Annotated in this window: 21 protein-coding genes; 8 read left to right on the forward strand and 13 right to left on the reverse strand. The window is 49.0% G+C overall.

Features of this window, described 5'->3' with window-relative positions:
• On the reverse strand, positions 1-855 hold the full coding sequence (locus UF06_RS16425) for an alpha/beta fold hydrolase (protein ID WP_045571385.1): 855 nt from the start codon (positions 853-855) through the stop codon (positions 1-3).
• Between the two features lie 85 nt (positions 856-940).
• Entirely contained in the window at positions 941-1534 is a 594-nt protein-coding gene (locus UF06_RS16430) for a TetR/AcrR family transcriptional regulator (RefSeq protein WP_045571386.1), read from the reverse strand.
• Positions 1535-2008: 474 nt separating this feature from the next.
• Between UF06_RS16430 and nhaD the strand changes: the two genes are divergently transcribed.
• Positions 2009-3445, forward strand: coding sequence for a sodium:proton antiporter NhaD (nhaD, locus tag UF06_RS16435; protein WP_045571387.1), 1437 nt, complete (start codon positions 2009-2011; stop codon positions 3443-3445).
• Positions 3446-3528: 83 nt separating this feature from the next.
• Here the strand turns inward: nhaD and UF06_RS16440 are convergent, their stop codons facing one another.
• Positions 3529-3927 carry a GFA family protein gene (locus UF06_RS16440; protein ID WP_045571388.1) on the reverse strand — a complete coding sequence of 133 codons (399 nt, stop codon included), beginning with the start codon at positions 3925-3927 and terminating at the stop codon, positions 3529-3531.
• Positions 3928-4126: 199 nt separating this feature from the next.
• On the opposite strand from UF06_RS16440, the gene UF06_RS16445 reads away from it, so the two are divergent.
• Entirely contained in the window at positions 4127-4735 is a 609-nt protein-coding gene (locus UF06_RS16445; protein WP_045571389.1) for a YitT family protein, read from the forward strand.
• A gap of 19 nt (positions 4736-4754) precedes the next feature.
• On the opposite strand, the gene UF06_RS16450 is transcribed toward UF06_RS16445, so the two are convergent.
• Together UF06_RS16450 and UF06_RS16455 are read right to left on the reverse strand one after the other, a co-directional pair.
• A complete protein-coding gene (locus UF06_RS16450) occupies positions 4755-5234 on the reverse strand; it encodes a methylated-DNA--[protein]-cysteine S-methyltransferase (RefSeq protein ID WP_045571390.1) in 480 nt (159 codons plus the stop codon).
• Between the two features lies 1 nt (position 5235).
• The gene (locus UF06_RS16455) at positions 5236-6603 is read right to left on the reverse strand and encodes an Ada metal-binding domain-containing protein (protein ID WP_045571391.1); all 1368 of its coding nucleotides are present in this window, start codon (positions 6601-6603) and stop codon (positions 5236-5238) included.
• 225 nt (positions 6604-6828) lie between these two features.
• On the opposite strand from UF06_RS16455, the gene UF06_RS16460 reads away from it, so the two are divergent.
• Entirely contained in the window at positions 6829-7032 is a 204-nt protein-coding gene (locus UF06_RS16460; RefSeq protein ID WP_045571392.1) for a hypothetical protein, read from the forward strand.
• A gap of 68 nt (positions 7033-7100) precedes the next feature.
• Here UF06_RS16460 and UF06_RS16465 read toward each other — a convergent pair whose 3' ends face one another.
• Complete coding sequence (locus UF06_RS16465) at positions 7101-7997, reverse strand: LysR family transcriptional regulator (protein ID WP_045571393.1); 897 nt, start codon at positions 7995-7997, stop codon at positions 7101-7103.
• Between the two features lie 149 nt (positions 7998-8146).
• On the opposite strand from UF06_RS16465, the gene UF06_RS16470 reads away from it, so the two are divergent.
• From UF06_RS16470 to UF06_RS16480, 3 genes are read left to right on the forward strand one after another with little or no spacing between them, the layout of a single operon-like run.
• A complete protein-coding gene (locus UF06_RS16470; RefSeq protein WP_039426671.1) occupies positions 8147-8506 on the forward strand; it encodes a DUF413 domain-containing protein in 360 nt (119 codons plus the stop codon).
• Positions 8506-9546 carry a glutathione synthase gene (gene gshB, locus UF06_RS16475; RefSeq protein ID WP_045571394.1) on the forward strand — a complete coding sequence of 347 codons (1041 nt, stop codon included), beginning with the start codon at positions 8506-8508 and terminating at the stop codon, positions 9544-9546. Before UF06_RS16470 ends, gshB begins: the two co-directional genes overlap by 1 nt.
• Complete coding sequence (locus UF06_RS16480) at positions 9527-11530, forward strand: flavohemoglobin expression-modulating QEGLA motif protein (RefSeq protein WP_045571395.1); 2004 nt, start codon at positions 9527-9529, stop codon at positions 11528-11530. Before gshB ends, UF06_RS16480 begins: the two co-directional genes overlap by 20 nt.
• Before the next feature lie 92 nt (positions 11531-11622).
• Here the strand turns inward: UF06_RS16480 and UF06_RS16485 are convergent, their stop codons facing one another.
• A complete protein-coding gene (locus UF06_RS16485; protein WP_045571396.1) occupies positions 11623-11874 on the reverse strand; it encodes a DUF3081 domain-containing protein in 252 nt (83 codons plus the stop codon).
• A gap of 331 nt (positions 11875-12205) precedes the next feature.
• Between UF06_RS16485 and nagB the strand changes: the two genes are divergently transcribed.
• Positions 12206-13006: a glucosamine-6-phosphate deaminase gene (nagB, locus tag UF06_RS16490; RefSeq protein ID WP_039426665.1), complete on the forward strand. Its 801-nt coding sequence runs from the start codon at positions 12206-12208 to the stop codon at positions 13004-13006.
• A 69-nt stretch (positions 13007-13075) separates the two neighbouring features.
• Here nagB and UF06_RS16495 read toward each other — a convergent pair whose 3' ends face one another.
• The 3 genes from UF06_RS16495 to gltS (UF06_RS16505) form a co-directional block, all read right to left on the reverse strand.
• On the reverse strand, positions 13076-13942 hold the full coding sequence (locus UF06_RS16495; RefSeq protein ID WP_045571441.1) for a hypothetical protein: 867 nt from the start codon (positions 13940-13942) through the stop codon (positions 13076-13078).
• A 145-nt stretch (positions 13943-14087) separates the two neighbouring features.
• The gene (gltS, locus tag UF06_RS16500) at positions 14088-15314 is read right to left on the reverse strand and encodes a sodium/glutamate symporter (protein WP_045571397.1); all 1227 of its coding nucleotides are present in this window, start codon (positions 15312-15314) and stop codon (positions 14088-14090) included.
• A gap of 199 nt (positions 15315-15513) precedes the next feature.
• Positions 15514-16740: a sodium/glutamate symporter gene (gene gltS / locus UF06_RS16505; RefSeq protein WP_045571398.1), complete on the reverse strand. Its 1227-nt coding sequence runs from the start codon at positions 16738-16740 to the stop codon at positions 15514-15516.
• A gap of 794 nt (positions 16741-17534) precedes the next feature.
• Between gltS (UF06_RS16505) and UF06_RS16510 the strand changes: the two genes are divergently transcribed.
• A complete protein-coding gene (locus UF06_RS16510) occupies positions 17535-19196 on the forward strand; it encodes a methyl-accepting chemotaxis protein (protein ID WP_045571399.1) in 1662 nt (553 codons plus the stop codon).
• Between the two features lie 65 nt (positions 19197-19261).
• Here the strand turns inward: UF06_RS16510 and UF06_RS16515 are convergent, their stop codons facing one another.
• Genes UF06_RS16515 through UF06_RS16525 form a run of 3 tightly spaced genes read right to left on the reverse strand, consistent with a single transcriptional unit; the run spans position 19262 to position 22405 of the window.
• A complete protein-coding gene (locus tag UF06_RS16515) occupies positions 19262-20059 on the reverse strand; it encodes a LytTR family DNA-binding domain-containing protein (protein WP_045571400.1) in 798 nt (265 codons plus the stop codon).
• Between the two features lie 10 nt (positions 20060-20069).
• A complete protein-coding gene (locus UF06_RS16520) occupies positions 20070-21107 on the reverse strand; it encodes a sensor histidine kinase (RefSeq protein ID WP_045571401.1) in 1038 nt (345 codons plus the stop codon).
• Positions 21107-22405, reverse strand: a complete 1299-nt coding sequence (locus UF06_RS16525) for a hypothetical protein (protein WP_139046394.1) — start codon at positions 22403-22405, stop codon at positions 21107-21109. The genes UF06_RS16520 and UF06_RS16525 overlap by 1 nt, the downstream gene beginning before the upstream one ends.
• Between the last annotated feature and the right edge of the window lie 20 nt (positions 22406-22425).

Raw genomic sequence — 22425 nt, forward strand, 5'->3', positions numbered from 1 at the left:
TCAGCACGCTTTGGCTAAACGATCAAAGCTCTCAAACACTTGCTGGCATTTCATCACGCGACCATGCCCTTGACCGCTGGTACTGATCAGTTCAACACGTGGCATTTCTCTCGCGGCAGAGGCCGATATTGCGTGGCTGGTGAATTTATCTTGCTGATCGTGCACTATGATTGTTGGTGCTTCGCGCATTGCCAAACGGCGATAAGGGTCGATAGACTGAATGGGATAATTGAACTGCTCTTCAACCTCTGACACCACCGCCTTAAACAGCTTCATCGAATAGCCTGAACGTTCAATACTCGAGAACAGGTTCTCAACATAGTTGAGCACGGGCGCAATCAACAAAATCGGCTTGTTTTCCAGTTTACGATGACGGCATTCAAGCGCGGATGCGGTTCCCATACTGTGACCGATCAAACCTTCGATTTGCTCAACCGAGTCGAGTATCGCCTCTAAGCCTTCAACAAAAGCGGGAATGTGTCCAATCTCACCTGAGCTCTCACCATGCGCCGGATGATCATAGGCAAGCGCAGTAAATCCTTGTGCGGCAATATACTCCATTAGCGGGAAAAACTGGCTGGCCGTTCCTGACCAACCATGGGTCAGCACCCAAACCGGCCCCGCACCTAGCTGATAGGTGGTCAAAGTGCCGTGAGATGTGCTGACTTGGCCTTTCACCAGCCCATTCGGCTGTGCATTTTTGCTCTTCGTTCGCGCCGGAGTAAGTAATAACTTACGTGCGGTTTTCTTCGCATGAGTCGGGGCAAGCGTGTGATGCAAGCGAGTAGACCAATTCACTAAACTGCGCTTTAGGCTGAACTTTCCTGACGTATTGAAGTAGATTTTTTCACTCATTTTGTTGTCCTTGGATCGCAATAGAACGACCGTGCTATTTTCATGCTTTAAAAAGGGCAACCGCGTTGCCCTTACTTATCGACGCCTAAAGCGCGCGCCAACTGACCAATAATTTCTCAACACCTAACCAAAAATGCGTTTGGCTATCCTGCTTACCACGAATCGAATAGAACACGTGAGCGCTTAAGTAGAGGCCATACAATTCGAATACCGCTTGCTTCGCCTGCAAATCAGCACGAAACGCTCCGAGTTCGATGCCTTTTTCTACCTGAATTTGCAAGTAATCCAGCCACTGCCCTATCGATTGACGCAACGCATTTTGCAGCTCGCACTCTTTACTACTTACGTCATTCCACGCGTCAAGAAACATACAACTGCCTTGAAAAGAGTGATTCCACGTCATCCAATTATCGAGAAGCTGGCGAATCTTCTGTTCAATATCGCCATCCCCCAACCGTCTGGCTGGCGCAATAACACGCTCAGCAAACACTTGATTGGCGTACTCAAGCACTGACAACTGCAAATTCAATCTGGCATTGAAGTGGGCAAACAAGCCACTTTTCGACATACCGCACAACTTTGCCAGTTCACCAATGGTTAAACTGTCTAGCCCATTTTCACTGGCTAACTGAAACGCTTGCTGCAGTATGTACTCTTTTGTAATTCGACCTTTACTCATAGTGGCCCTTTTTAGCACGACCGTTCTTTTTAACCAAGCAATAATTGCCTAGTCACATCTGAGGGAGTTAACTGACGAGGGATTTTCCATGATCTTCCTCAGCAAAATCGTGATTAGACCTTTGCAAACTGCGACCTAAATCCCACTTCGAGAAAACAAGAGAAAGACACATCTAACTCTTTGTAAGTAATCACAAAAATTTTCCAATAAACTCGGTAAAGTGACCAATTCATTCCACATGTGGTAGCCAAAGATAGCAAGGAGGGGTTATGTGGACCAGTCAATTAACACCGATTTTAGAACTCAGCGCCTGGTTATCTCATGGCCTGTATCTTGTTGCCGCTCTGCTCAGTGTCGCTGGTTTATACAGTCTCAAGCGCTAACATTCGCGACGTCCAACGAATTGGACTGTAATCACACCTAAGCCGTTCATTTGTGTCTAGAATTTCTCCAAACAAATAAGGAGAAATTTCTATGAGCATTTTTCAATGGATGGTTGCACTCATCCTGCTATTTTTTCCTACTTGGAGTCACGCGGCCAACACCAGTACGCTTGATCTCACCACCTCTGCCATTGGAATCGTCTCGCTGGTTATTTTCCTTTTCGCCTATCTCTTGGTGATGCTGGAAGAGTATCTCAAGATGCGTAAGTCGAAGCCTGTGCTGCTGGCAGCGGGTCTCATCTGGATCCTCATTGGTTTTGCTTATCAAGCACATGGACAAAGTGACGTTGCCAAACTGGCCTTAGAACACAACTTACTGGAATATGCCGAGCTACTGCTGTTCTTGCTGGTGGCAATGACCTACATTAACGCGATGGAAGAGCGCGGTTTGTTTGACGCTTTGCAGGCTTGGATGGTGGGAAAAGGCTTCGATTTTCGCAAACTCTTCTGGCTCACGGGCTCTCTCGCTTTCTTTATTTCTCCGATTGCCGATAATCTCACAACCGCCCTTTTGATGTGCACCGTGGTACTTAAAGTCTCCGGCGATAATCGGCGCTTTGTCAATATTGCCTGTATTAATATCGTGGTGGCGGCCAATGCCGGAGGCGCCTTCAGCCCGTTTGGCGACATCACCACTTTGATGGTGTGGCAAGCTGGCCATGTCAGTTTTTCTCAGTTCATGCCGCTGTTTCTGCCTTCCGTCATCAACTACTTGGTGCCCGCTTTGATCATGTCGTTTTTTATTCCTCAAGAGCGACCACAAACCCTTCACCAACACGTCGAGCTGAAACGCGGTGCAAGGCGTATCGTCGCTCTGTTCGTCCTGACCATCGCCACGGCAGTGGCTTTCCATGCCGTGCTGCATTTTCCTCCTGTGATGGGAATGATGATGGGCTTGGCCTATCTGCAGTTTTTTGGCTATTTTCTCAGAAAAACCTTGGTGCGTTCTTTGGCGAGAAAAACCGCCATCGCCATTGCCAATGGGGATGAAGAGGCGTTGAAACGTTTAGGTTCGGTGATGCCCTTTGATGTCTTTCACCGTATCTCGCGCGCCGAATGGGACACCTTGCTGTTTTTCTACGGCGTAGTGATGTGTGTCGGTGGGCTCAGTTTGCTTGGCTATTTGCAGGTGGTTTCACTTACCATGTATAGCGAGTGGGATCCGATCTGGGCCAACGTCATGGTTGGTTTTCTCTCGGCGATTGTTGATAACATCCCGGTAATGTTCGCCGTGCTGAGTATGGAGCCCGCCATGTCGATAGGTAACTGGCTGCTGGTCACGCTAACCGCAGGTGTTGGCGGCAGTTTACTCTCGATTGGCTCAGCAGCGGGGGTCGCATTGATGGGCGCCGCCAGAGGGCAATATACCTTCTTTGGTCACTTAAAATGGACGCCAGTGATTTTGTTTGGTTACTTTGCCAGCATTGCCGTCCACTTAATGTTTAACTCCGCGCTGTTTACGCTCTGAAGCGAAAAAAGGGGTAAACCGATTCGTTTGCCCCAATGAAGCTTTCGCTTAGCGCACTTTGGCGCAGAAATCACCCCTGCCAATTACTGCCAGTCCGCTGGGTGGTTGACGCCATCCATTAGCGGCACATCCCCCAACTCATACGGGTTCACACCATCCAGACAACCGAGGTTGTAGCCATATTCGTCCGGCGCGGAACGACGTCGATGATGAGTATAGATGCCGCAGTGAGAGCAAAAGTAGTGCTTGGCGGTGTGGGTATTAAATTGGTACAGCTTGAGTGACTCTTCACCTTGCAAAATGCGGATACCGTCCAATTTCACCGAAGCGACGATGGCCCCTTTTCGTCGGCAAATCGAACAGTCACAGCGTCTTGGTTTCTCAATACCATTGGGCAGGCTCAGTTCGAGCACAACCTTGCCACAATGGCAGGAAGCAGTGTGTTTTTCTAAGATCTGGGTTTTTCCAATTTGTTTGATCATTGAAGCTCTCCTTGTATGCGCCTTGTAGCAAACTCATTTTTTCCCTCAACCTCAAATCCGCTGTGTAAATTTTGTTAAACACATAACATTTTGCCGATTTCAGTATGCCACTCGACAAAAAACACAATAGTCGACATCTTTAGTCAGTTTTTTGCCCGTTTTACGTCTTTGACGACCAAATAAGAAAGGAATCATGATAATGGATAAAGATCATAGCCTCAGAGAAAATCTATTGGCTCTGACGCTCGGTAGTGCCTTGGTTTCACTCGGCGTCATTTTTTTCAGCAAAGTGGGACTACTCACTGGTGGCACCGCTGGATTAGCAATTTTCCTGACAAAAATCAGCGACTTTAGTTTTGGTCAGGTATTTTTTGCCCTCAACTTGCCTTTTTACCTACTTTCCGTGCTGCGCATGGGTTGGCGTTTTACCATCAACACCTTTATCTCGGTCACGATTGTCTCTTTCGCCGTTGACCATCTGCATCACGTGATTGAAATCGCGCATATTGACCCGTTCTACGCAGCGCTACTGGGCGGCGGATTGATTGGGATTGGCATGCTGATCATTTTCCGCCACAAAATGAGCTTGGGCGGCTTCAACATTCTTGCCCTGTTTCTACAAGAGCGCTTTGGCATCCGAGCAGGTAAAGTGCAAATGGCGCTCGATTGCGGCATCGTCATCATGTCGCTGTTTATTGTTGAGCCAACTCTAATTGCGCTTTCCGTGTTAGGCGCGGTGGCCACCAACTTGATTTTGGCCATGAATCACAAACCAGGGCGCTATCAAGCAAAAATTCAAACGGCTTAACAATGACTTAATCAGGGGCTTATCGTCCCTGATTGCTTTCTCTCTCCAATAACCACCGCTTCCGCTCAATTCCGCCTGCATAACCCGTGAGTTTGCCGTTCTTACCAATCACACGATGGCAAGGTACTACAATTGAAACCGGGTTTTTACCGTTGGCAAGCCCCACCGCCCGAACTGCTTTTGGGTTGCCAATCGCATTGGCTAACTCCTGATAACTCCATGTTTCTCCGTAAGGAATGGTGGTTAACGCCTGCCAAACCTGCATCTGAAAAGCGGTTCCTTTAGCAGCAATCGGCAAGTCGAATTGGGTCCTCTTTCCAGTGAAGTATTCATCCAGTTGAGTTAACGCCAGACTAAGCACGGCGTGGTTGGCATTTTCCTGACCGAGATCATCTGGCAGAGTCGTTTGAGTGGTAAACCAGATGCCAAGTATGCCTTCATCATTGGCTTGCAACGTCATCTCACCCAATGGGCTTGGTGCGATAGTGTAATAGTTCATATCATTGATTCCATAGATGAAAAGTAGCGTAACTCCCCCATGGGGAGGTCGTTTTTGCGTTCAGTTGCGGATAAGCTAGCAAAGCTTTTTTCACCACCAAATCCTTATCTAAAAAACAATCTGGGCGCGATTCTCCCCTGAGCTGCGCATAACTGACCGTCCAAGGTCCAATCCCTTTGAGCGCTAACCACGTTTTTGGATCCGCATCAGGGTTGTCTTGCATATAACAGGCGAAGCGATGCAAGGTCTCTTTACGACTTTGCGGCATACGCAGAAAATCGAGATTCGCTTGAGCAAGTTGCAAAGGGGTTGGGAAACAAAGCTCACTAGGCTCTGGCATTAACGTGCTCACCAGCAAGTTAAGCTGTCCGATGGCCGCCTTAACCGACACTTGCTGACCTAAAATGGCGCGAACGCCCGCTTCCCATGCATTCCATACTCCGGGAATGCGAATACCGGTTTGTTTGACAAGACCAGGAGCGAGTGACTGAAAATGGCGCTCAATGTTATCGGTATTGCAATTCAGATCGAGCATTTGGCGAATTTTTTTCACTAGCAAGTGTAGTTGGCCAACATCGTCTAATCGAAACCACACCGTCATCTGCTGTTCTGCCGTTTGCTGCACCCTAAACCAAGCGCGCGCTCCCGCCAAATCTGCAAAGCGGGAGTAGCTGTTCTCATCCACTTGCTCGACACCCTCAATGGCGCGCAAACGGTAGAAATTCAGCATATGTGACCAATTGAGAGCGCCCTGAAAAGGGATAATCAGCGCTTGCTCATCTGCTGGCAGCGCAACTTCTCGCCGCACCTGTGAGGGAGTCAATTGGATCACTTTTTTAAAAGCGTCATTAAAGCGACGCGTGCTGTTAAAACCCGCGGCAAAGCCGATGTCTGTAACACTGAGATTACTCATGTGCAGCAGTTGTTTGGCAAACATCAACTGTTGATATTGGGCGTACTGCTTGGGCGAGATGCCCAAATAGCGTGAAAACAGTTGCCGCACATAACGATCGCTCACGCCTAATCGCTGTGCAAGTTCAGTGAGTGAGTGCTGCTGTAACGAGCCACTATCAATAAGATTGAGCGCGCGCTGGAAGGTGGTTTCTACGCCTTTCCACGCCCAAGAGCCCGGGTGGCTTTCTGGCCTGCAACGCAAACAAGGGCGATATCCGGCATCAAGCGCTTGGGTGCGATCGCTGTAGTATTCCACATTTTCTTCTTTCGGCAGATTAGCCGGACAGACCGGACGACAAAAGATGCCTGTGGTTTTTACCGCCACATAAAATAAGCCGTCAAAACGACTGTCACGCGCCATTCTTGCCTGCTGGCATTGCTCTGTCGTCAACGATGAATAGACTGATATCGCCACAAAAACACTCCTTCGCTTGATGCCCTAATTGTAAACATCACAGCGCACACAACCAGCCATTTTCGGAACTGAATGATGACGAATGAAATGTCGCGACAATGATGAGCCTGCGCTGCATCCATTCTTGTGGCAAATTTGCCAAACTGAACTAAGGTAAAAGTTGTGACACCAGTTAACCGCTTATTAATGGCTGGGTCAGCAACGTCAGATAAAAGGAAAACGGCTATGGATCTACATACCTGCATTATTGTGCTGCGTAACAGCAATGTTATTACCAGCAACTCTGTGGAAGACTCACTGGGTATCATTGAAACTCAGGGGCCTAAAAGCATCTCAACCATTCAAATCAATGCCCGTGATGGGAACTTTATCCGAACCTATCACTGCAACAGTATTGAGGATTCTCTTGAAAGCCTAATGAACCTGTAGTGCCTCTCCTAAAACACAAAAAGCCTCTGCGATGAGGCTTTTTGTTGTCTGTTTGGGCCAGAACGGTTTTATTCGTCTTCAACAGGCCGCTCGGCCACTTGTTGCAAACTGTAGGCGGTGAGTGGATCGATCATCTTCACCAACTCCTCCACTTGGCGAATCGCATCTATGGTCGAACTGGCTTTGCGATAGCTGAGATATATAGGACGATACCAATCCTCAACACCGGGGACACGATACAGTTGGTCATTGGCAATGAACGGCTGGACCAAAGAAGCCGGCAAATAAGCGCTGCCCCCTTTCTCTAAAATGAAATCCAAGGCAATGCGCGCAGTCGAAGTACGTAAGTATGGAGCCATACTTTTGGGGTGGCGTTCGGCGTGCTCAGACGCGAATTTGGTGCCCCAATCGACGTAAACATATTTGTTGTCAAATACCGTCTCTCTGTTGTGCGGCTGAGTCGACACCAGTATCAGCACTAAATCGGCCACTTTTTTGCAGTACAGTTCATCGGCCTTAATTTGATCAAAAGCAAACGCCATGTCTAACGTGCGCTCTTGCAAGCCACGATTGAGTTGCTCACGCCCCATCACTTCGGCGATAAAACCGTAGCCACCAAACGCATCGCTCACCACACTCAAACAGTTTTGCAGATAGGCATCCCACACGTTGGGCGTTCCACCCAGTGTCAATTGCAACCCTCGGCCATCTTGCATCGACAGCTCTAACTTAGCCTGCTGCAGCGTCGCCACCATCACTTCCGCATAGCCAACCAAGCGCTCACCCGCGGACGTCAATTTGATGTTGTTGCGATCACGAATAAATAACTGGGTATCAAAATAGCTTTCTAGCTGCTTAATTCGGGCACTCACCGCAGCCTGTGTGATGTAGAGATTTTCTGCCGCTCGACCAAAATGACGGACCTTAGCCAACTCTAAAAATGTTCGAAAGACCTTTACGTCCATTGCACTTCTCCGGGTTAATCGCCATCAGATTAACAATAAAAAACAATCTTTTCGATAAAAATGTTTTGTTTTTCTTTTGTTAACTTTGCGCCTAATTTTCGCCGTAAATCATCATTGTTGATCAATAACGGTTATAGAGGCTGTTTGATATGTCTGACACGACGATTCGTCATGGCAAAAAACGTTTTTACGATAACGCAAAGTTTCCTAGAGGATTTGCCAAATCCGGTGATTTTACTCTGGCAGAAGAGGAAATCCTAACACTTTATGGGGACACTTTGCAGGCTCTGGAAACAGGTGAATTGACACCAGAAAACGAAGCAGAAGAACATTTTCTGACTCTGTTGGATAACCCAGAAAATGCCAACAGCAAAGTAGAACGCACTTGGCTCAAATACGTTCGTTTAGCGCGTGGTCGCAAGCGTTTTCACACTCTGAATGGCCGCAATAAGCCAGACGCAGGGGATGATTACGTGGAAGAAGACGCAAGCCTAAACGAGGAAGATTAATGCATATCTGCTTTTTGATGTATCCATGGGAGCAGGTATGTGCGGAAACGGACACCACGTTGCGCTTAGTGCACGAATGCGCGTCCAGAGGCCATACGGTTGCCATTACAACAACAAGCGGGTTAACCATTCGTGACAGCAACGTGTTCGGTTTCTGTCAGGTCCTGAAAAAGGGCCAAAAAATCTCCGAGAAAGTGCCCACTTTCTATCGCCAAGCTGAGTTTCAAAAAGCCCGCCTCCCCATGGCGGGCTTTGACGTTATTTTTATGCGCGCCAATCCGCCACTGGATAATCTGGCGTTAAACTTTCTCGATTCAATCAAAGATGATACCTTGATCATCAATGACTTAGAAGGGCTACGCATTGCCAATAACAAGCTTTACACCGCTAGCATGGGCGGAACGGCGAGCGAGTTTCTTCCCAGCACCCACGTTTCAAAAAACCGCGATTACCTTCAGCGCGTGTTGGAAGAATCGCCCAGCGAGAAGATGATCCTAAAGCCACTCAATGGCTTTGGCGGCCATGGCGTGATTGTGATTGAGAAAAACGCGCGGCAAAACTTTCGCTCTCTGCTCGATTTTTACATTGGTGAAGGGGAACAGAGTAACTACGTGATTTTGCAAGATTACATCGAAGGCGCAGAAGAGGGTGACAAACGCATTCTGATGCTAAACGGAGAGCCGATTGGTGCAATGCGCCGCGTCCCGGCGAGCGGAGAGTTCCGCTCCAATGTGCACGCTGGCGGCTCGGTGGTTAAGCATGTGATAAGCAAGGAGGAACGCCGTTTGTGCGCCGCAATCGGGCCCAAACTGGTTCGCGATGGCCTCTATTTTACCGGTCTCGATGTGATTGGTAACAAGCTGGTGGAAGTGAACGTACTCAGCCCCGGTGGCATCACACGCATCAACAAATTAAACCGCGTGCGCCTTCAGCGTCAGGTGATTGATTTTGTTGAAAACATCGTAAACTCGAAAGATCTGTTGCAACAGCGCAAAAGCGCGTTTCGCAGCGCCGTGCAAAATGCACACATCGAACACTAATGCTTACTCCCTGCAAGAGATGCTTGGGTTTATCAAGCAAGGATTGCCATTTAACGGCGAGTTAATCGGTGCGGGCTGTTACATCAAAATCGATGAATACCTTCCCGTGGTTTGTACCGCGATTCACGCCGGACATCGTTTAAGACCCGATCTGCACAAACAGTGCTTGCTTAACCCAGACGAACGCTATTTTGAAGAAGACCCGTTTACCGATCAAATGATCGCCTCCCAGCCGATTACTTTAATCGGTCTCGACTCTCGTTTTGAGTACGATCTTAATCGTCCGATGGCGCTCAGCACCTATTACAAATCGGCATGGAGCCGACAAGTGTGGCAAAAAGCGCTTAGTGCCCATCAACGGCAAGAGAGCCATCGCAAACACGCCGCTTTCTACACGCTCTATCAAGCGCTGATTGGCAAGCTAGAAGCCCTGCACGGGATGGTGGTGGTGTTTGATCTTCATTCGTACAACTACAAACGGCAGAAAACCGACGCGCCAGTATTCAACATCGGCACCGCCCAGATCGATATGGAACGTTGGGGCCCGGTAGTGAAACGTTTCTGCACTGAGCTTGAGCAGATAACGCTACCCAACATGACCACCAGCGCGGCAATCAATGCGGTGTTTGAAGGTCGAGGGTATCTGATTTCCCACACCAATGCGCACTTTGACCGCACGCTGGTGTTACCAACCGAAGTGAAAAAAATCTTTATGGAGGAAGAGAGCGGAACCCTATTTCCGCTGGTGTTGGAAGCTCTGCAAACCGGGATCAAGCAAGCCTTTAGCCAAACAGGTGCTTATTTCCAGCGCCGCTTTAACCGACAGCATCGCATTGGCAAAGCCGACATGCTCAGCTCATCGATTGAACCAGCAGTACTGCACGTTGACAAGGCGCTGTATAAACTGGCGCAAAAATTGGAAACGCTTAAATACGTTAATCCAAACAATCTCAGCGCAGAGAAAAAGCGTTTTGAAGCCGCGCCTAGTCGCTACCAACCGGACTACCGCTACCGTCAATTACCCCTGCATGCCAACGAGTTTAAATCTCAGCTTTATCGGTTACCGATTGAAGAGATTGCCGATCCAGACATGCGCCAGCTTTACAGCGACACGCTCAATAGCTTGAGCGAACAAGTCGATCTGCTTACCCACGTCGGCCAAGAATCGTTTCTCTATCACTCTTTGCGCCACTATGGCCGCCCGGATAGCAACGCTATCAATAACGCTCAGTTTCTTCTTTACGCCAAAGCGCTGGCAGACGATGAAGTTGAGCAATACAGCGCACAGCAGGCCAAGCAGTTAATGCAAGAGGCCGCCGAGCAGTGGCACATGCCGTGCAAAGTCACTGCGTCTACGTCACTGGCGGCCAAAGCCATGGTGACGTCCCAGCCACCGACTATGCTGATCAATGGCAAAGCACGCTTTTCTCACGCCGAAGTGCAGCGTTTAATCCACCACGAGCTTGGCGTGCATATGGCGACAACACTGAATGCAAGAAAGCAACCGCTCAATCTATTTCGTTTAGGCTTGCCCGGCGCGGCAGCCACTCAAGAAGGATTGGCCATCTTGGCCGAATACAAAGCGGGCTGGATGTCCCACCAGCGGCTGAAACTCTTAGCCACGCGAGTACTGGCGGTGCACTCGATGCTCAAAGAGCATAATTTCTACCAAACATACCAATATCTGCGTGACGAACTGGTGTTGAACCAAGAGAGTGCTTGGACCACCACAATGCGCGTTTACCGTGGCGGCGGCTTTACCAAAGATCACCTCTATCTCAGCGGCTTTTTGCACATGCGCCAACTAGAGCAGCAGCGCAGCCTCGATAATCTTTTGCTGGGCAAATGCAGCCATCGCTATCTCGATCTGCTTGACGAGTTGGTCGCGCGCGGCTGGTTAGCCAAACCGCCTCACCCATTGATGGATAAGCGCGCCGAGTCTGAGCCACATCTCTCTTATTTGATTGATAGCCTAAAAATCTGACGGCCACTGAATAGCAAAACGACCGATAGAAAAAGCTCCACAGACCACGTGGAGCTTAGAATCTAATGACTTGGGCAACCGCACTCCACCCGCTATTTCGCTAGCGTCGCCACTTTCTTCAAGAAACTCTCTTTGAGATGTTCCTGATCGTAGTCAAGATGATAGGTGTTGTGAAAACCAATTTTCAACTCAACGCCATTACCGCGCATGTAAATACTGTAGCCATCGTAATCGGAGAAGGCTTCAACACCTTCATAGATTTTTCCGAACTCCGTCGGCGTACCACGCTCCATAATGACTTCGTAAGCATGCAAAATTTTGGTGGAATCGAGTTCGTTTTTCATAATGGTACTCCTGACCAAAGAGACATTTTAAGTATGGTTAACGACACAAAATTTAGCCAATGGCGAAACATGAAGCCCATCAAAAGTTCACTTAATTCAAGTGGTAAATTTATCCCTTCATCCTAGAGAACACATGCCAACTTCGCTCGTCCACCAGTGACATTCTTCGGTCACAAAATGGACAAAATCGCCACTAACTCAGCGAAATGTAACGTAGAAAAACAAAAGTTGTGAAATTTTGACCTAAAACAATGGCAGACCCAGAAAACTTATTTTATAATGCAAAATAATGTTTCAGCATAACAAAATTTCCAATATCTAGGGGCGAAAAATGAGACTTATCCCGTTACAAACCGCGGCACAAGTTGGTAAGTGGGCAGCGGCGCACATTGCTAAACGCATCAATGATTTCAACCCAACGGCAGAGCGTCCGTTTGTGCTTGGCCTGCCAACTGGCGGCACTCCACTCGCGACTTATAAAGCACTGATCGAACTATACAAAGCAGGAGAAGTGAGCTTTAAACACGTGGTCACTTTCAATATGGACGAGTACGTGGGCCTCGATCCACAGCACCCAGAATCTTACCGCTCGTTCATGTACAACAACTTCTTCAATCACGTGGATATCCAGGAAGAAAACATCAACCTGCTCAACGGCAACGCTGAAGATCACGAAGTCGAATGCCAACGCTACGAAGATAAGATCAAGTCTTACGGCAAGATCAATCTGTTTATGGGCGGCGTGGGTAACGACGGTCATATTGCCTTCAACGAGCCAGCGTCCTCTCTGTCATCTCGTACTCGCATCAAAACGCTGACCGAAGACACGCGTATTGCCAACTCACGTTTCTTCGATGGCGATATCAATCAAGTACCAAAATACGCGCTGACCATCGGCGTAGGCACCTTGCTCGATTCTCATGAGATCATGATACTAGTCACAGGCCACAACAAAGCGCTTGCACTGGAAGCGGCTGTTGAAGGCAGTGTTAACCACCTATGGACCGTGTCTGCACTGCAATTGCATCCAAAATCGGTGATTGTGTGTGACGCACCATCGACCCAAGAGCTCAAAGTAAAAACCGTGAAATACTTCTCTGAGCTAGAAGCGAAGAACATCGAAGGCTTCTAATCGCACTCGCGGCGTTTCAATTTGCAATAAAAATCCCGCATCAAACGCGGGATTTTTATTGGCTCTTTTTCAGTAGGCTTTGATACCAAACTGACGCAGCCTAGCTGGCAGCACGTCATCCAATTTATCCACCTCTTCAGGCTCAATTTCGATCAGATTAAAATGGTGTGCTTGGTAGATGGCTCTGGTTTTTTCTCTGATGCTGTCCGCCGTTACACTGTTGTCTGAACCCCAAAATTGCAGATAGACCTTGCCCGCAGGCAAGTAGAAATCGCTCATCACCTCTTCTTCTATCGGCAGTTGTCTTTCATAAGCGTGCACGACACCCGCCATGTACAACCAATTATCAATCAACAGCTCACCTTTCGAGCGGACATAGTGGCCATCTAAAGTGCGGTGTTTGGCCTCAAATTTCTGCCGAAAATTCGACAGCGAGCGATCGGTGGACTGCGTCTGTGCGTCTTGACCTAAAAATTCCACCACCGATTGACGCAAACGCTTGTGACGCAGCAGAGAATCGTGCCACAGCACGTAGAAAGGGTGCTCGCTGCCATCGCCTTTTTGTTTGCCGCCAGCACGGATCCCAGATTCGGTTAACTGCCAACCTTGCTCTGATTTAAACATCCAACCCAGTTCACTCAACAATTGGTTGATTTTTTTCGCATTGAGTTGCCACGCTGCTCCCAGTTCAGTGGCACTAAGCAGCTTGCCTTGAGTATTGGCCAATTCGATGTGTAAATTGGCAGGCCACACAATGAATTGACCGAACTTGGGGTGATCGACATACTCTCCGCCAAAACGAGCGCCGAGTTCCGTTAAGATCCATTTATCACCCACGCGGCTAATGTAACCAGCACGTTTGAGATCGCTAAACAACATCGGAGCATCCATGTTGCGCATTTTGGCCAACGCCGTGGTGGAAATTTTTTCGCTCATCATGCTGCCCTCGGTTTACCTTTCCTCTTTATGCCGCCAGCAAAACAGTGCAAACGGTTGCAAAACCATTGTAATAGAAGATGGCTGAATCAGATAGTTCGCTGTTTTATAAAGAAAAGGGAGCTCACGCTCCCAAGTCAAAGGCTTAGCCAAGCAGGGAAATAAACCCCTGTAAGATGATCATGTTCATTAAGTCGATAAAAAAAGCGCCAACAATCGGCACCACCAGAAATGCCTGTGGAGAAGGGCCAAAACGATTGACGATGGTCCCCATGTTCATCACCGCTGTTGGCGTCGCGCCGAGGCCAAAGCCGCAATGGCCGCTGGCAATCACCGCGCTGTCGTAACCGCGCCCCATCAAGCGATACGTCACGCCATAGGCAAACAGCGCCATGGCGAAAGATTGCACCGTAAGAATGAGTAAAAACGGCAGCGCTAAATCAAAAATATTCCACAGTTTCAAACTCATCAACGCCATAGCCAAAAACAGTGACAATGAGACGGTGCCGATGATGTCCACCGTCTCCGCTTCCAATTTTCTCACTCGGGTAACTTCAAGCAAATTTGTGACCACAACGCCAATCAGCAAGGCATAGACAAAATCGGGGATCATCAGCCAGCGGATAGCCAAGGCACTGAGCCACTGCTCCAGATAGCGAGCACCCAAAACACACAGCAGAATCAACGCCAAGCTTTCAATCACTTTCTGCGCCGTCACTTTGTCTTCTTCATACTGGTTGTAGGTAACAAGCTCAGGGAAGCGTTGATGCGCTTGTGGTCCACGCCCATATTGCGATTCCAACTGATGTTTATCAATCAGGCGCTGCGCCAGTGGGCTGCCTAAGATCCCGCCTACCACTAAACCAAAGGTCGCCGATGCCATGGCAATCTCCAACGTATTTTCAATCCCATAAATCTCGGTGAGGGTTTGCGACCACGCCGCGCCTGTACCATGACCACCAGACAAGGTGATCGATCCTGCAATCAAGCCCATCAGCGGATCGAGCCCCAACAAGCTTGCCAGTGAGACGCCAATGCCATTTTGAATCACAATGTAGAGCGAGGCGATCGCCAAAAAGAGCACAACTTTCACGCCTCCTTTGAGTAACTGGCTATAGTTTGCCGCCAAACCAACCGTTGCGAAAAACATCAGCATTAAGGTTTTTTGCAGCGGCAGGTCGAAGTTGAGTGTCGTGCCACGAAAGTGCAGCAAGGTCATCACCGTCGCCACCACTAAGCCACCCACGATCGGTTCAGGAATATTGAATTTTTTCAGAAGAGGAAAACGGCCATTTATCAAGCCACCAAGAAACAGCACACCAATCGCCACGAGAAAAGACGCTAGCGGGCCAACAGAGACAACATTGTTCATAACACCCCTTTTGTTGCTCGTTGTTGTCCATACAGACAACGATTTTTCAAACAGGCAGTGTGCCGTCATCGTCAGGAATGTCACTGAGTCATGCCCATCTCATTCTCACCCAAAGAGAATTTAAGACAAATAACCTCAATTAATTATCATCAGATAAGAAAAAAGGAGCCCGAAAGCTCCTTGTTTTTAACATGAATGGCTATTTGATAAACGAGATAAACCCTTGCAGGATGAGTAAATTGACGATGTCGATAAAAAACGCCCCAACAATCGGCACCACCATAAACGCCTGAGGCGACGGGCCAAAACGATTGACAATCGAGCCCATATTCATCACCGCAGTGGGAGTCGCTCCCAAGCCAAAACCACAGTGCCCTCCGGCCATCACCGCTGCATCGTAATTGCGCCCCATCACTCGAAACGTCACGGAGTAAGTAAACAGCGCCAGCACAAGCGACTGAACCGCGAGAATGAGCAGAAATGGAATCGCCAGATCAAAAATGTTCCACAGTTTTAGGCTCATCAGCGCCATCGCCAAAAATAAAGACAGTGATACCGTGCCCAGCATATCGATGGTTTCTGCGTCCAATTTACGAATTTTGCTCACTTCCAGCAAGTTGGTGATGATCACACCAATAAACAGCGCATAGACGAAATCGGGAATCATCAGCCATTTGATTTGATACGCACTCACCCACTGCTCTACGTATTTAGCACCAGTGACGCAGATCAGCAGAAAAAATAGCTTCTCAATCACCTTTTTGGCGGTTACTTTGTCTTCTTCGTTTTCGTTGTAGGTCACCAGCTCGGGAAACTTTTCGTGAGTTTTCGAACCGCGCCCGTACTCCGACTCTAACTGATGTTTATCGACCAAACGCTGCGCCACTGGGCTACCGATCAAGCCGCCGATAATCAGGCCAAATGTCGCTGACGCCATTGCGATTTCTAGCGTATTTTCAATGCCATACAGATCGGTGAAGGTTTGCGACCACGCCGCGCCCGTGCCATGCCCGCCAGAGAGGGTAATCGAGCCCGCAATCAGGCCCATTAATGGCTCCAGACCTAGCGCGCTGGCTAACGCTACGCCAACTCCGTTTTGAATCACGATGTACACGGAAGCAATGGCTAAAAAGAGCAGCACTTTCGCACCACCTTTGAGCAACTGCGTATAGTTCGCCGCCAGCCCCACAGTGGCAAAAAACATTAACATAAAGGTGTTTTGCAAGGGCAAATCAAACTGCAAATCCACGCCATGAAAGTGCAGCGCGGTAATGGCGCAAGCCACAATCAACCCACCCACGATAGGTTCTGGAATGTTGAACTTTCGCAACACGGGCAATTTTGCATTAATAAAATGGCCGAGAAACAGGACGCTAATCGCCACTAAAAATGATTCCAGCGCGCCGACGGTAATTAGATGATTCATACAACCTCTTCATCTCAGACTCTTTATCTTCCTTGATGTCAGAGTGTTGTTGTTACTTTTGAACGTCAGTGCTGCATTGTGTTTAAGGCGTCGAACTAACCTCGCCACAGCGCATGGTTAGCAACAACAGAGACAAGCCATCTGGTTAGGCTCAGACAGGAAGACGATCATCGGGTGATGTCTCAAACACCCTCTGCAAGCTTCCAAAATGCAAAAGGAGCTATCTCTAGCTCCTAGAAGTGTCGGCAAACTGCACATCTCACTTTCCTCGATGAGGTGCAAAAGCCTTACGCGCGTACTGGCGTTCAAAATCCGTTGCTATTGAGTTGGTCAAACAGAGCCTATCAACGGCCAAACCATCGAATCATTGCGATGCTGATTCTCGCACCAAATCAATAGGTCGAAAACTATAGCATAATTCGAAGAAAATGTCCGAACTTAGCTTAAACAGCCAATTTAATCAGAAAAATCATCGATAAAAACCAGAAAAGAAAACAATATCAGTACAAAAACAAAAGGCCGCTTAAACAATATCTCACATATCATTTCGTACACCAGTGGAAGTAAGCATCGCTACCGTGACAGCCCAACAATAAGCAACCGAACGCTTAAAATGTGCGGCTAAAAAAATGACAAAAAGCAAAATTACGGCAATAACTTCATTTTTCAGCCACAAAACTTTCAGATTTCACAGTCTGAACAGTCAGATTTGGCTACGCTTAACACATAACTATTACACCATCTATCAACGCTAAGTTGTCACGATATAAGCCGATTAAGCAAGGAAAGTAGCAATGAGTTTGACCATAAGAAAAAGACTCTACATTTTGTCAATAGTGCCGGTTGTCACCATTGCATTGGGCATGATGTGGTTTACCTATCTCAAAACCGTCGCGTTTAATGAGCAGCAGTTCAGTGTTACCCACGAGAACATGATGCGCATGAAGCAAGAGGAACTAAAAAACTACATACAAATGGCTGAATCCGCTGTTCAACCGCTATTAAAGAAAAACGCCCCGCTCTCTGAAGCGCTGCCGATTTTAAAAGAGATGCAGTACGGTGACTCCGGTTACATCTTTGGTTATGACTCCAAAGGGACACGGGTTTTTCTCGGTAAAAGCGAGAAAGGAGTAGGCGAAAACTTTCTGAATTTGCAAGATCAGAAAGGCAACTACTTGATTAAAGATCTTTTAAAGAACGCCAAACAAGGTCAGTTCACCACCTACTATTTCCCCAAACCTGGGCAAAACACGCCACTGCCTAAGCTCAGTTACTCGCTGTACATTCCACAATGGGATCTGATGATTGGCACCGGTTTCTACACTGACGATATTGATGCCACCGTTAACGCGATGAAGGAAAATGCCCATCAAGCTTTGCAAGACACACTCACGGCAATCGGCCTGTTCTGTGTGGTTATCGCTGTGCTGGTGGTCATTTTCGCCGTGTTTGTTAACCGCAGCATCATGCGACCGTTGGAGCTGTTTGACCAATCGATCCGCTCGTTTGCCAGTGGTGATGCTGATTTAACCGCGCGTATGGAACCGTTCACCGTTCCTGAGTTCACGCAACTGGGCAAAAACTTTAACCAGTTTGTTGCCAGTTTGCAGAACATCATTCGCCGCGTCAGTGAAGTTGGGCAAGAGGTCGTCAGCGAAACCAACAACATGACAGGGCGTGCAACCCAAGTTGATGAAATCGCCACTGGCCAGCGGGAAGAAACCGAGCAAGTGGCCACAGCAATGACTGAGATGACTACCACGGCGACCGAAATATCAAACAACGCTAACCAAGCAGCACAAGCCGCTCGCGACGCGGAAGACAATGCCAACGAAGCACAAACCATCGTCAACTCAGCGGCCACTTCGGTGCGCGATCTGGCGGGTGAAGTCTCCAAAGCCAATCAGGTTATTTCCCGTTTAGAAGATGACGTGAAAAACATCTCGTCGTCGCTGGAAGTGATTCAAGACATTGCCGAGCAAACCAACCTGCTGGCGCTGAACGCGGCCATTGAGGCGGCGCGGGCTGGCGAGCAAGGACGCGGTTTTGCCGTGGTGGCCGATGAAGTGCGTAAATTAGCCAGCCGCACTCAAGACAGTACCGGCGAGATCCATCAGATGATTAATCAGCTCAAGTCCGCTTCCGATGCGGCAGTGAAAGCGATGGATGCCAGCCAAGCCCGTGGTGAACATACCGTTAAAGAGGCCAATGCGGCCGCAGAAGCACTGCTTAAGATCAAATCCTCGATTGGCACGATCATGGATATGAACTCGCTAATCGCTACCGCGACCGAGGAACAGAGCATTGTCGGACAGGAAATCTCCCAACGGATTGTGGTCATCTCCGATCAAAGCAGCCAATCTGCCGATCTGGCGAACCAAAACCGAGCGGGCAGTCAGAGCTTGAACCACAAAGCCCATGAGCTGTATGACTTGGTCGGTCGATTCACCGTATAAGCTAACGGTGCATGTAAAGTTCGGGCAGCCCATTGGCTGCCCGATTTACACTGTAAACACCACAGTTACATCCCTTTAAACAGACTTTGTGATGCGCGGCTTACCGGCAGTTGCGTTTTGCCGATATGCACAAACATATGTCCGCTAAAGTCCTTCTTCACCTTATCAATTTTACTCACCTGCACTACGCAAGAACGATGGATTTGCCAGAACTGATCTGGGTCGAGCTGTGCCAGCAACTCTTTTAACGAAGTGCGAATCAAATACTCTTGCATCGCCTCCCCCCCTTGCGCGGCGAAAACGGAGACGTACTTCTCTTCCGCTTTAAAATAGAGCACATCCGAAACCGCAATCAGATGGATCTCTTCGGCCAGTTGTGCCTTGATCCACTGCAAATGCGGCGGTGTGCGTAATGGTGTCGAGAGCTGCTGCAGTTGGCTCAACAAGGCAGAGAGCGAGGGATCACTTTGCGCTTGCCCCGCTCGCTCTTGCAACCGCTGCTCAACCCGCTGACAACTCTTTTGCAATCTCGCCGCCGAAATTGGCTTGAGGAGATAATCCACGGCATTTTGTTCAAAAGCGCGAATCGCGTAATCATCGTACGCGGTGATAAACACCACCAACGGCGCGCCTTGTTTGCCGTGCAATTGTTTGGCGACTTGTAACCCATCCATCACCGGCATACGAATGTCGAGAAACACCACATCCGGTTGATGCAGCCCAATAGCCTGCAACGCTTGTTCGCCATCTTCAGCTAACGCGACTATCTCCAGCGTTGGCCACACATCGGCGAGGCTTTTGTTCAAATGGTGTCGCAGCAGCGGCTCATCATCCACGATGATCGCACGATAGCTATCTTGCATCTTGTTTTTCCTACTCTTTTTTCTCTGCCAACGCTAACGGCCAGCTCAAGCGTACAATCACACCTTGCGGCTTGTTCTCAACGATGCTGACCTGACCACGCCCAGCAAACAAAGTCTCTACCCGCAGCTTAAGGTTATTCAATCCAACACCTGAGCCAACATGCGTCGAACTTGAACCGAGCCCGGCCCCGGTGTCTTTTACGCAAATCTGCAATGCCTGATTGAACGTGTCGATCGTCACCTCAATCTCGCCGCCCGTTTTGAGCGGTTCAATCCCATGCAAAATAGCGTTCTCAACCAAAGGTTGCAGCATCAACGGCGGAATGCTGACGTGCTCTAAACCGGGATCTACCTGGATTCGATAGCGCAGCCGATCACCCAAACGGATATGTTGGATGGCGAGGTACGCCTCAATCAGCGCGACTTCATCGGCAATCGTGGTGTGTTCTTCACGGCAATTGCTCAGCGTCGCACGCATCATGGCGGTTAAACTTTCCAGCATCAGCCGCGCTTTATCGATGTCTTGCGACATTAAAGCGCTGATGTTAGCCAGCGTATTGAAAAGAAAATGCGGCTCAATTTGGCTCTGCATTTGTTTGAGCTGACTGAGCAGCAGCGCCCGTTCTTGCTCTGCTTTTTCTCTTTTGATCACTTCTAGTTCGTGCAACGCTCTCATTTGCTGCTCTTTAGAGTGAAAATAAAAATAGCACATGCCACTGAAAAGCAATCCCATCAAGCCAACGGGCACCATATCCGACATCCCCATGTAGTCACTCACCCAAAAACGGGCATTGAGAATGCCAAACAGCAAGCAAGCGGTGAGTGAGAGCAATACTTCCGCCCGGCGAGGTACCTCAGGGAACAGATGTACAATCAGCCAAGAAAAAAACAGCGCTGAATAACCAAACCCTACGCTGATGAACAGATGGATATAGTATGGCCCGCCCCACACCGACAGGGTCAACAGAGAGACGAACAGGCAGAAAAGCGATGTCACGATGAAACTTTTCTGCCAACTGTTTTCATTAGCAACATTAGCGACAAACATTAAAACCTCCCTTTGAGATTAAAAACCATCATATGCTGGTCGGGGAGATGCGCGTACACAGAATCCCCATTCCCCGTCAAAAAGCGTGCGGCAAATTCCACTTCAACGCTTTGCGCCCCCGTGTCGAGCCACTGATAACGTAGCCACTGAGTGGCAATCACCCCGCCATCTTGCGGCGAGAAAAGCAGATCCAGCGTTGGCGTGACATCCGAAAGCCAGGTAGGCCAGGCAAGTTCATTCCACATCATCCAAGCTTGCAGATCCCAACGCCAATGCAGCATCAGGTTATGCTGTACTAAGTTGGCATGTTGAAAGCCTTGCTGATAGCTGGCGGCTAATCCTGCCGTTTGTGTCACTGTTTTTAGGCTTTCTGCTCGCTCAAGGGCCTGTTGCCACTCATCATTCGACCAAGATCGACTGTCGTACCAGTATTCACCAATCAGGTTGTGGCCGTCTTGACTGGCCCAGTTCAGCCCCACCAAAGCCTGCAGCGCATGGCCTTGCTCTGCAACGTACGGCGCTGTGTAGAGCGTCGTCGGGAGTTGATAGCCGACGCTTTTCCGCTGCCAAACGGCAGAGGCATGCCAAGCCAGAGAATCCGACCACACGGAGCGCAAACTGGCTGCAAGCAACCCGCGGCGTACGTCATCGTAGTAGCCAATCCATTGATACTCACTTTGCTCATTTAACCAGTAACGACGGATACCAGAACCACGCTGCTCACTGGCTTTATCCAGCGCCGTTTGTGTGGCACGCGTCCAGCTCGAATCCGTCGCCAGCCAAGTCCATTCTCCGTCTAAGTCAAAATGCGACAACGACACCACGCCCGTGCCCTCTTCGGCCACCAAGCTGATCGGGTTCTGCCGATAAGGACGAAACAGATCCAGTGGCCGATAGCCGTAACCCATCCCCCAATCGAGGCGCAATTTGCCGACACTGACATCCAGTGGTAGATCGTAAATCGTCAATTCACCTTGCCAAGCGAGCTCACGAACAATCAGATCCGAATCTCGCTCCTGCCACCATGTAGATTGATGGCCATCATCAAGATACAAACCCTGACTGTAGAGCGTCCAAAGCGAAGTCCAAGTACCGTACTCACTGCCATAATCAAGCTGCAAATCCAACATGCCGTTAAGAGCAGCGCGATGACTCGCTTGCGCCGCGACAAAGGCGCTTTCACGTGGCGTTGCCGTTTCGTAACTGAGTGCCCAATCCCAAACCGTGCTTAGCCCTGCAACACTCGGCGTAGCACAACTGAGCAGCGCAAGAGCAAACCAAGTACGAGACCAGCGCATTGACCCCTGTTTGTGCATCA

Origin of the sequence: Vibrio sp. S234-5 (genome assembly GCF_000960595.1) — a bacterium.
Taxonomy (GTDB): domain Bacteria; phylum Pseudomonadota; class Gammaproteobacteria; order Enterobacterales; family Vibrionaceae; genus Vibrio.

Coding starts and splice junctions, on each gene's coding strand:
- UF06_RS16425 (WP_045571385.1), bottom strand. CDS start 855: ATGAGTGAAAAAATCTACTTCAATACGTCAGGAAAGTTCAGCCTAAAG.
- UF06_RS16440 (WP_045571388.1), bottom strand. CDS start 3,927: ATGATCAAACAAATTGGAAAAACCCAGATCTTAGAAAAACACACTGCT.
- UF06_RS16465 (WP_045571393.1), bottom strand. CDS start 7,997: ATGGACGTAAAGGTCTTTCGAACATTTTTAGAGTTGGCTAAGGTCCGT.
- UF06_RS16430 (WP_045571386.1), bottom strand. CDS start 1,534: ATGAGTAAAGGTCGAATTACAAAAGAGTACATACTGCAGCAAGCGTTT.
- UF06_RS16470 (WP_039426671.1), top strand. CDS start 8,147: ATGTCTGACACGACGATTCGTCATGGCAAAAAACGTTTTTACGATAAC.
- gltS (WP_045571397.1), bottom strand. CDS start 15,314: ATGAACAATGTTGTCTCTGTTGGCCCGCTAGCGTCTTTTCTCGTGGCG.
- gshB (WP_045571394.1), top strand. CDS start 8,506: ATGCATATCTGCTTTTTGATGTATCCATGGGAGCAGGTATGTGCGGAA.
- UF06_RS16445 (WP_045571389.1), top strand. CDS start 4,127: ATGGATAAAGATCATAGCCTCAGAGAAAATCTATTGGCTCTGACGCTC.
- nhaD (WP_045571387.1), top strand. CDS start 2,009: ATGAGCATTTTTCAATGGATGGTTGCACTCATCCTGCTATTTTTTCCT.
- UF06_RS16495 (WP_045571441.1), bottom strand. CDS start 13,942: ATGAGCGAAAAAATTTCCACCACGGCGTTGGCCAAAATGCGCAACATG.
- UF06_RS16520 (WP_045571401.1), bottom strand. CDS start 21,107: ATGTTTGTCGCTAATGTTGCTAATGAAAACAGTTGGCAGAAAAGTTTC.
- UF06_RS16515 (WP_045571400.1), bottom strand. CDS start 20,059: ATGCAAGATAGCTATCGTGCGATCATCGTGGATGATGAGCCGCTGCTG.
- UF06_RS16510 (WP_045571399.1), top strand. CDS start 17,535: ATGAGTTTGACCATAAGAAAAAGACTCTACATTTTGTCAATAGTGCCG.
- UF06_RS16525 (WP_139046394.1), bottom strand. CDS start 22,405: ATGCGCTGGTCTCGTACTTGGTTTGCTCTTGCGCTGCTCAGTTGTGCT.
- nagB (WP_039426665.1), top strand. CDS start 12,206: ATGAGACTTATCCCGTTACAAACCGCGGCACAAGTTGGTAAGTGGGCA.
- UF06_RS16450 (WP_045571390.1), bottom strand. CDS start 5,234: ATGAACTATTACACTATCGCACCAAGCCCATTGGGTGAGATGACGTTG.
- gltS (WP_045571398.1), bottom strand. CDS start 16,740: ATGAATCATCTAATTACCGTCGGCGCGCTGGAATCATTTTTAGTGGCG.
- UF06_RS16485 (WP_045571396.1), bottom strand. CDS start 11,874: ATGAAAAACGAACTCGATTCCACCAAAATTTTGCATGCTTACGAAGTC.
- UF06_RS16460 (WP_045571392.1), top strand. CDS start 6,829: ATGGATCTACATACCTGCATTATTGTGCTGCGTAACAGCAATGTTATT.
- UF06_RS16480 (WP_045571395.1), top strand. CDS start 9,527: ATGCACACATCGAACACTAATGCTTACTCCCTGCAAGAGATGCTTGGG.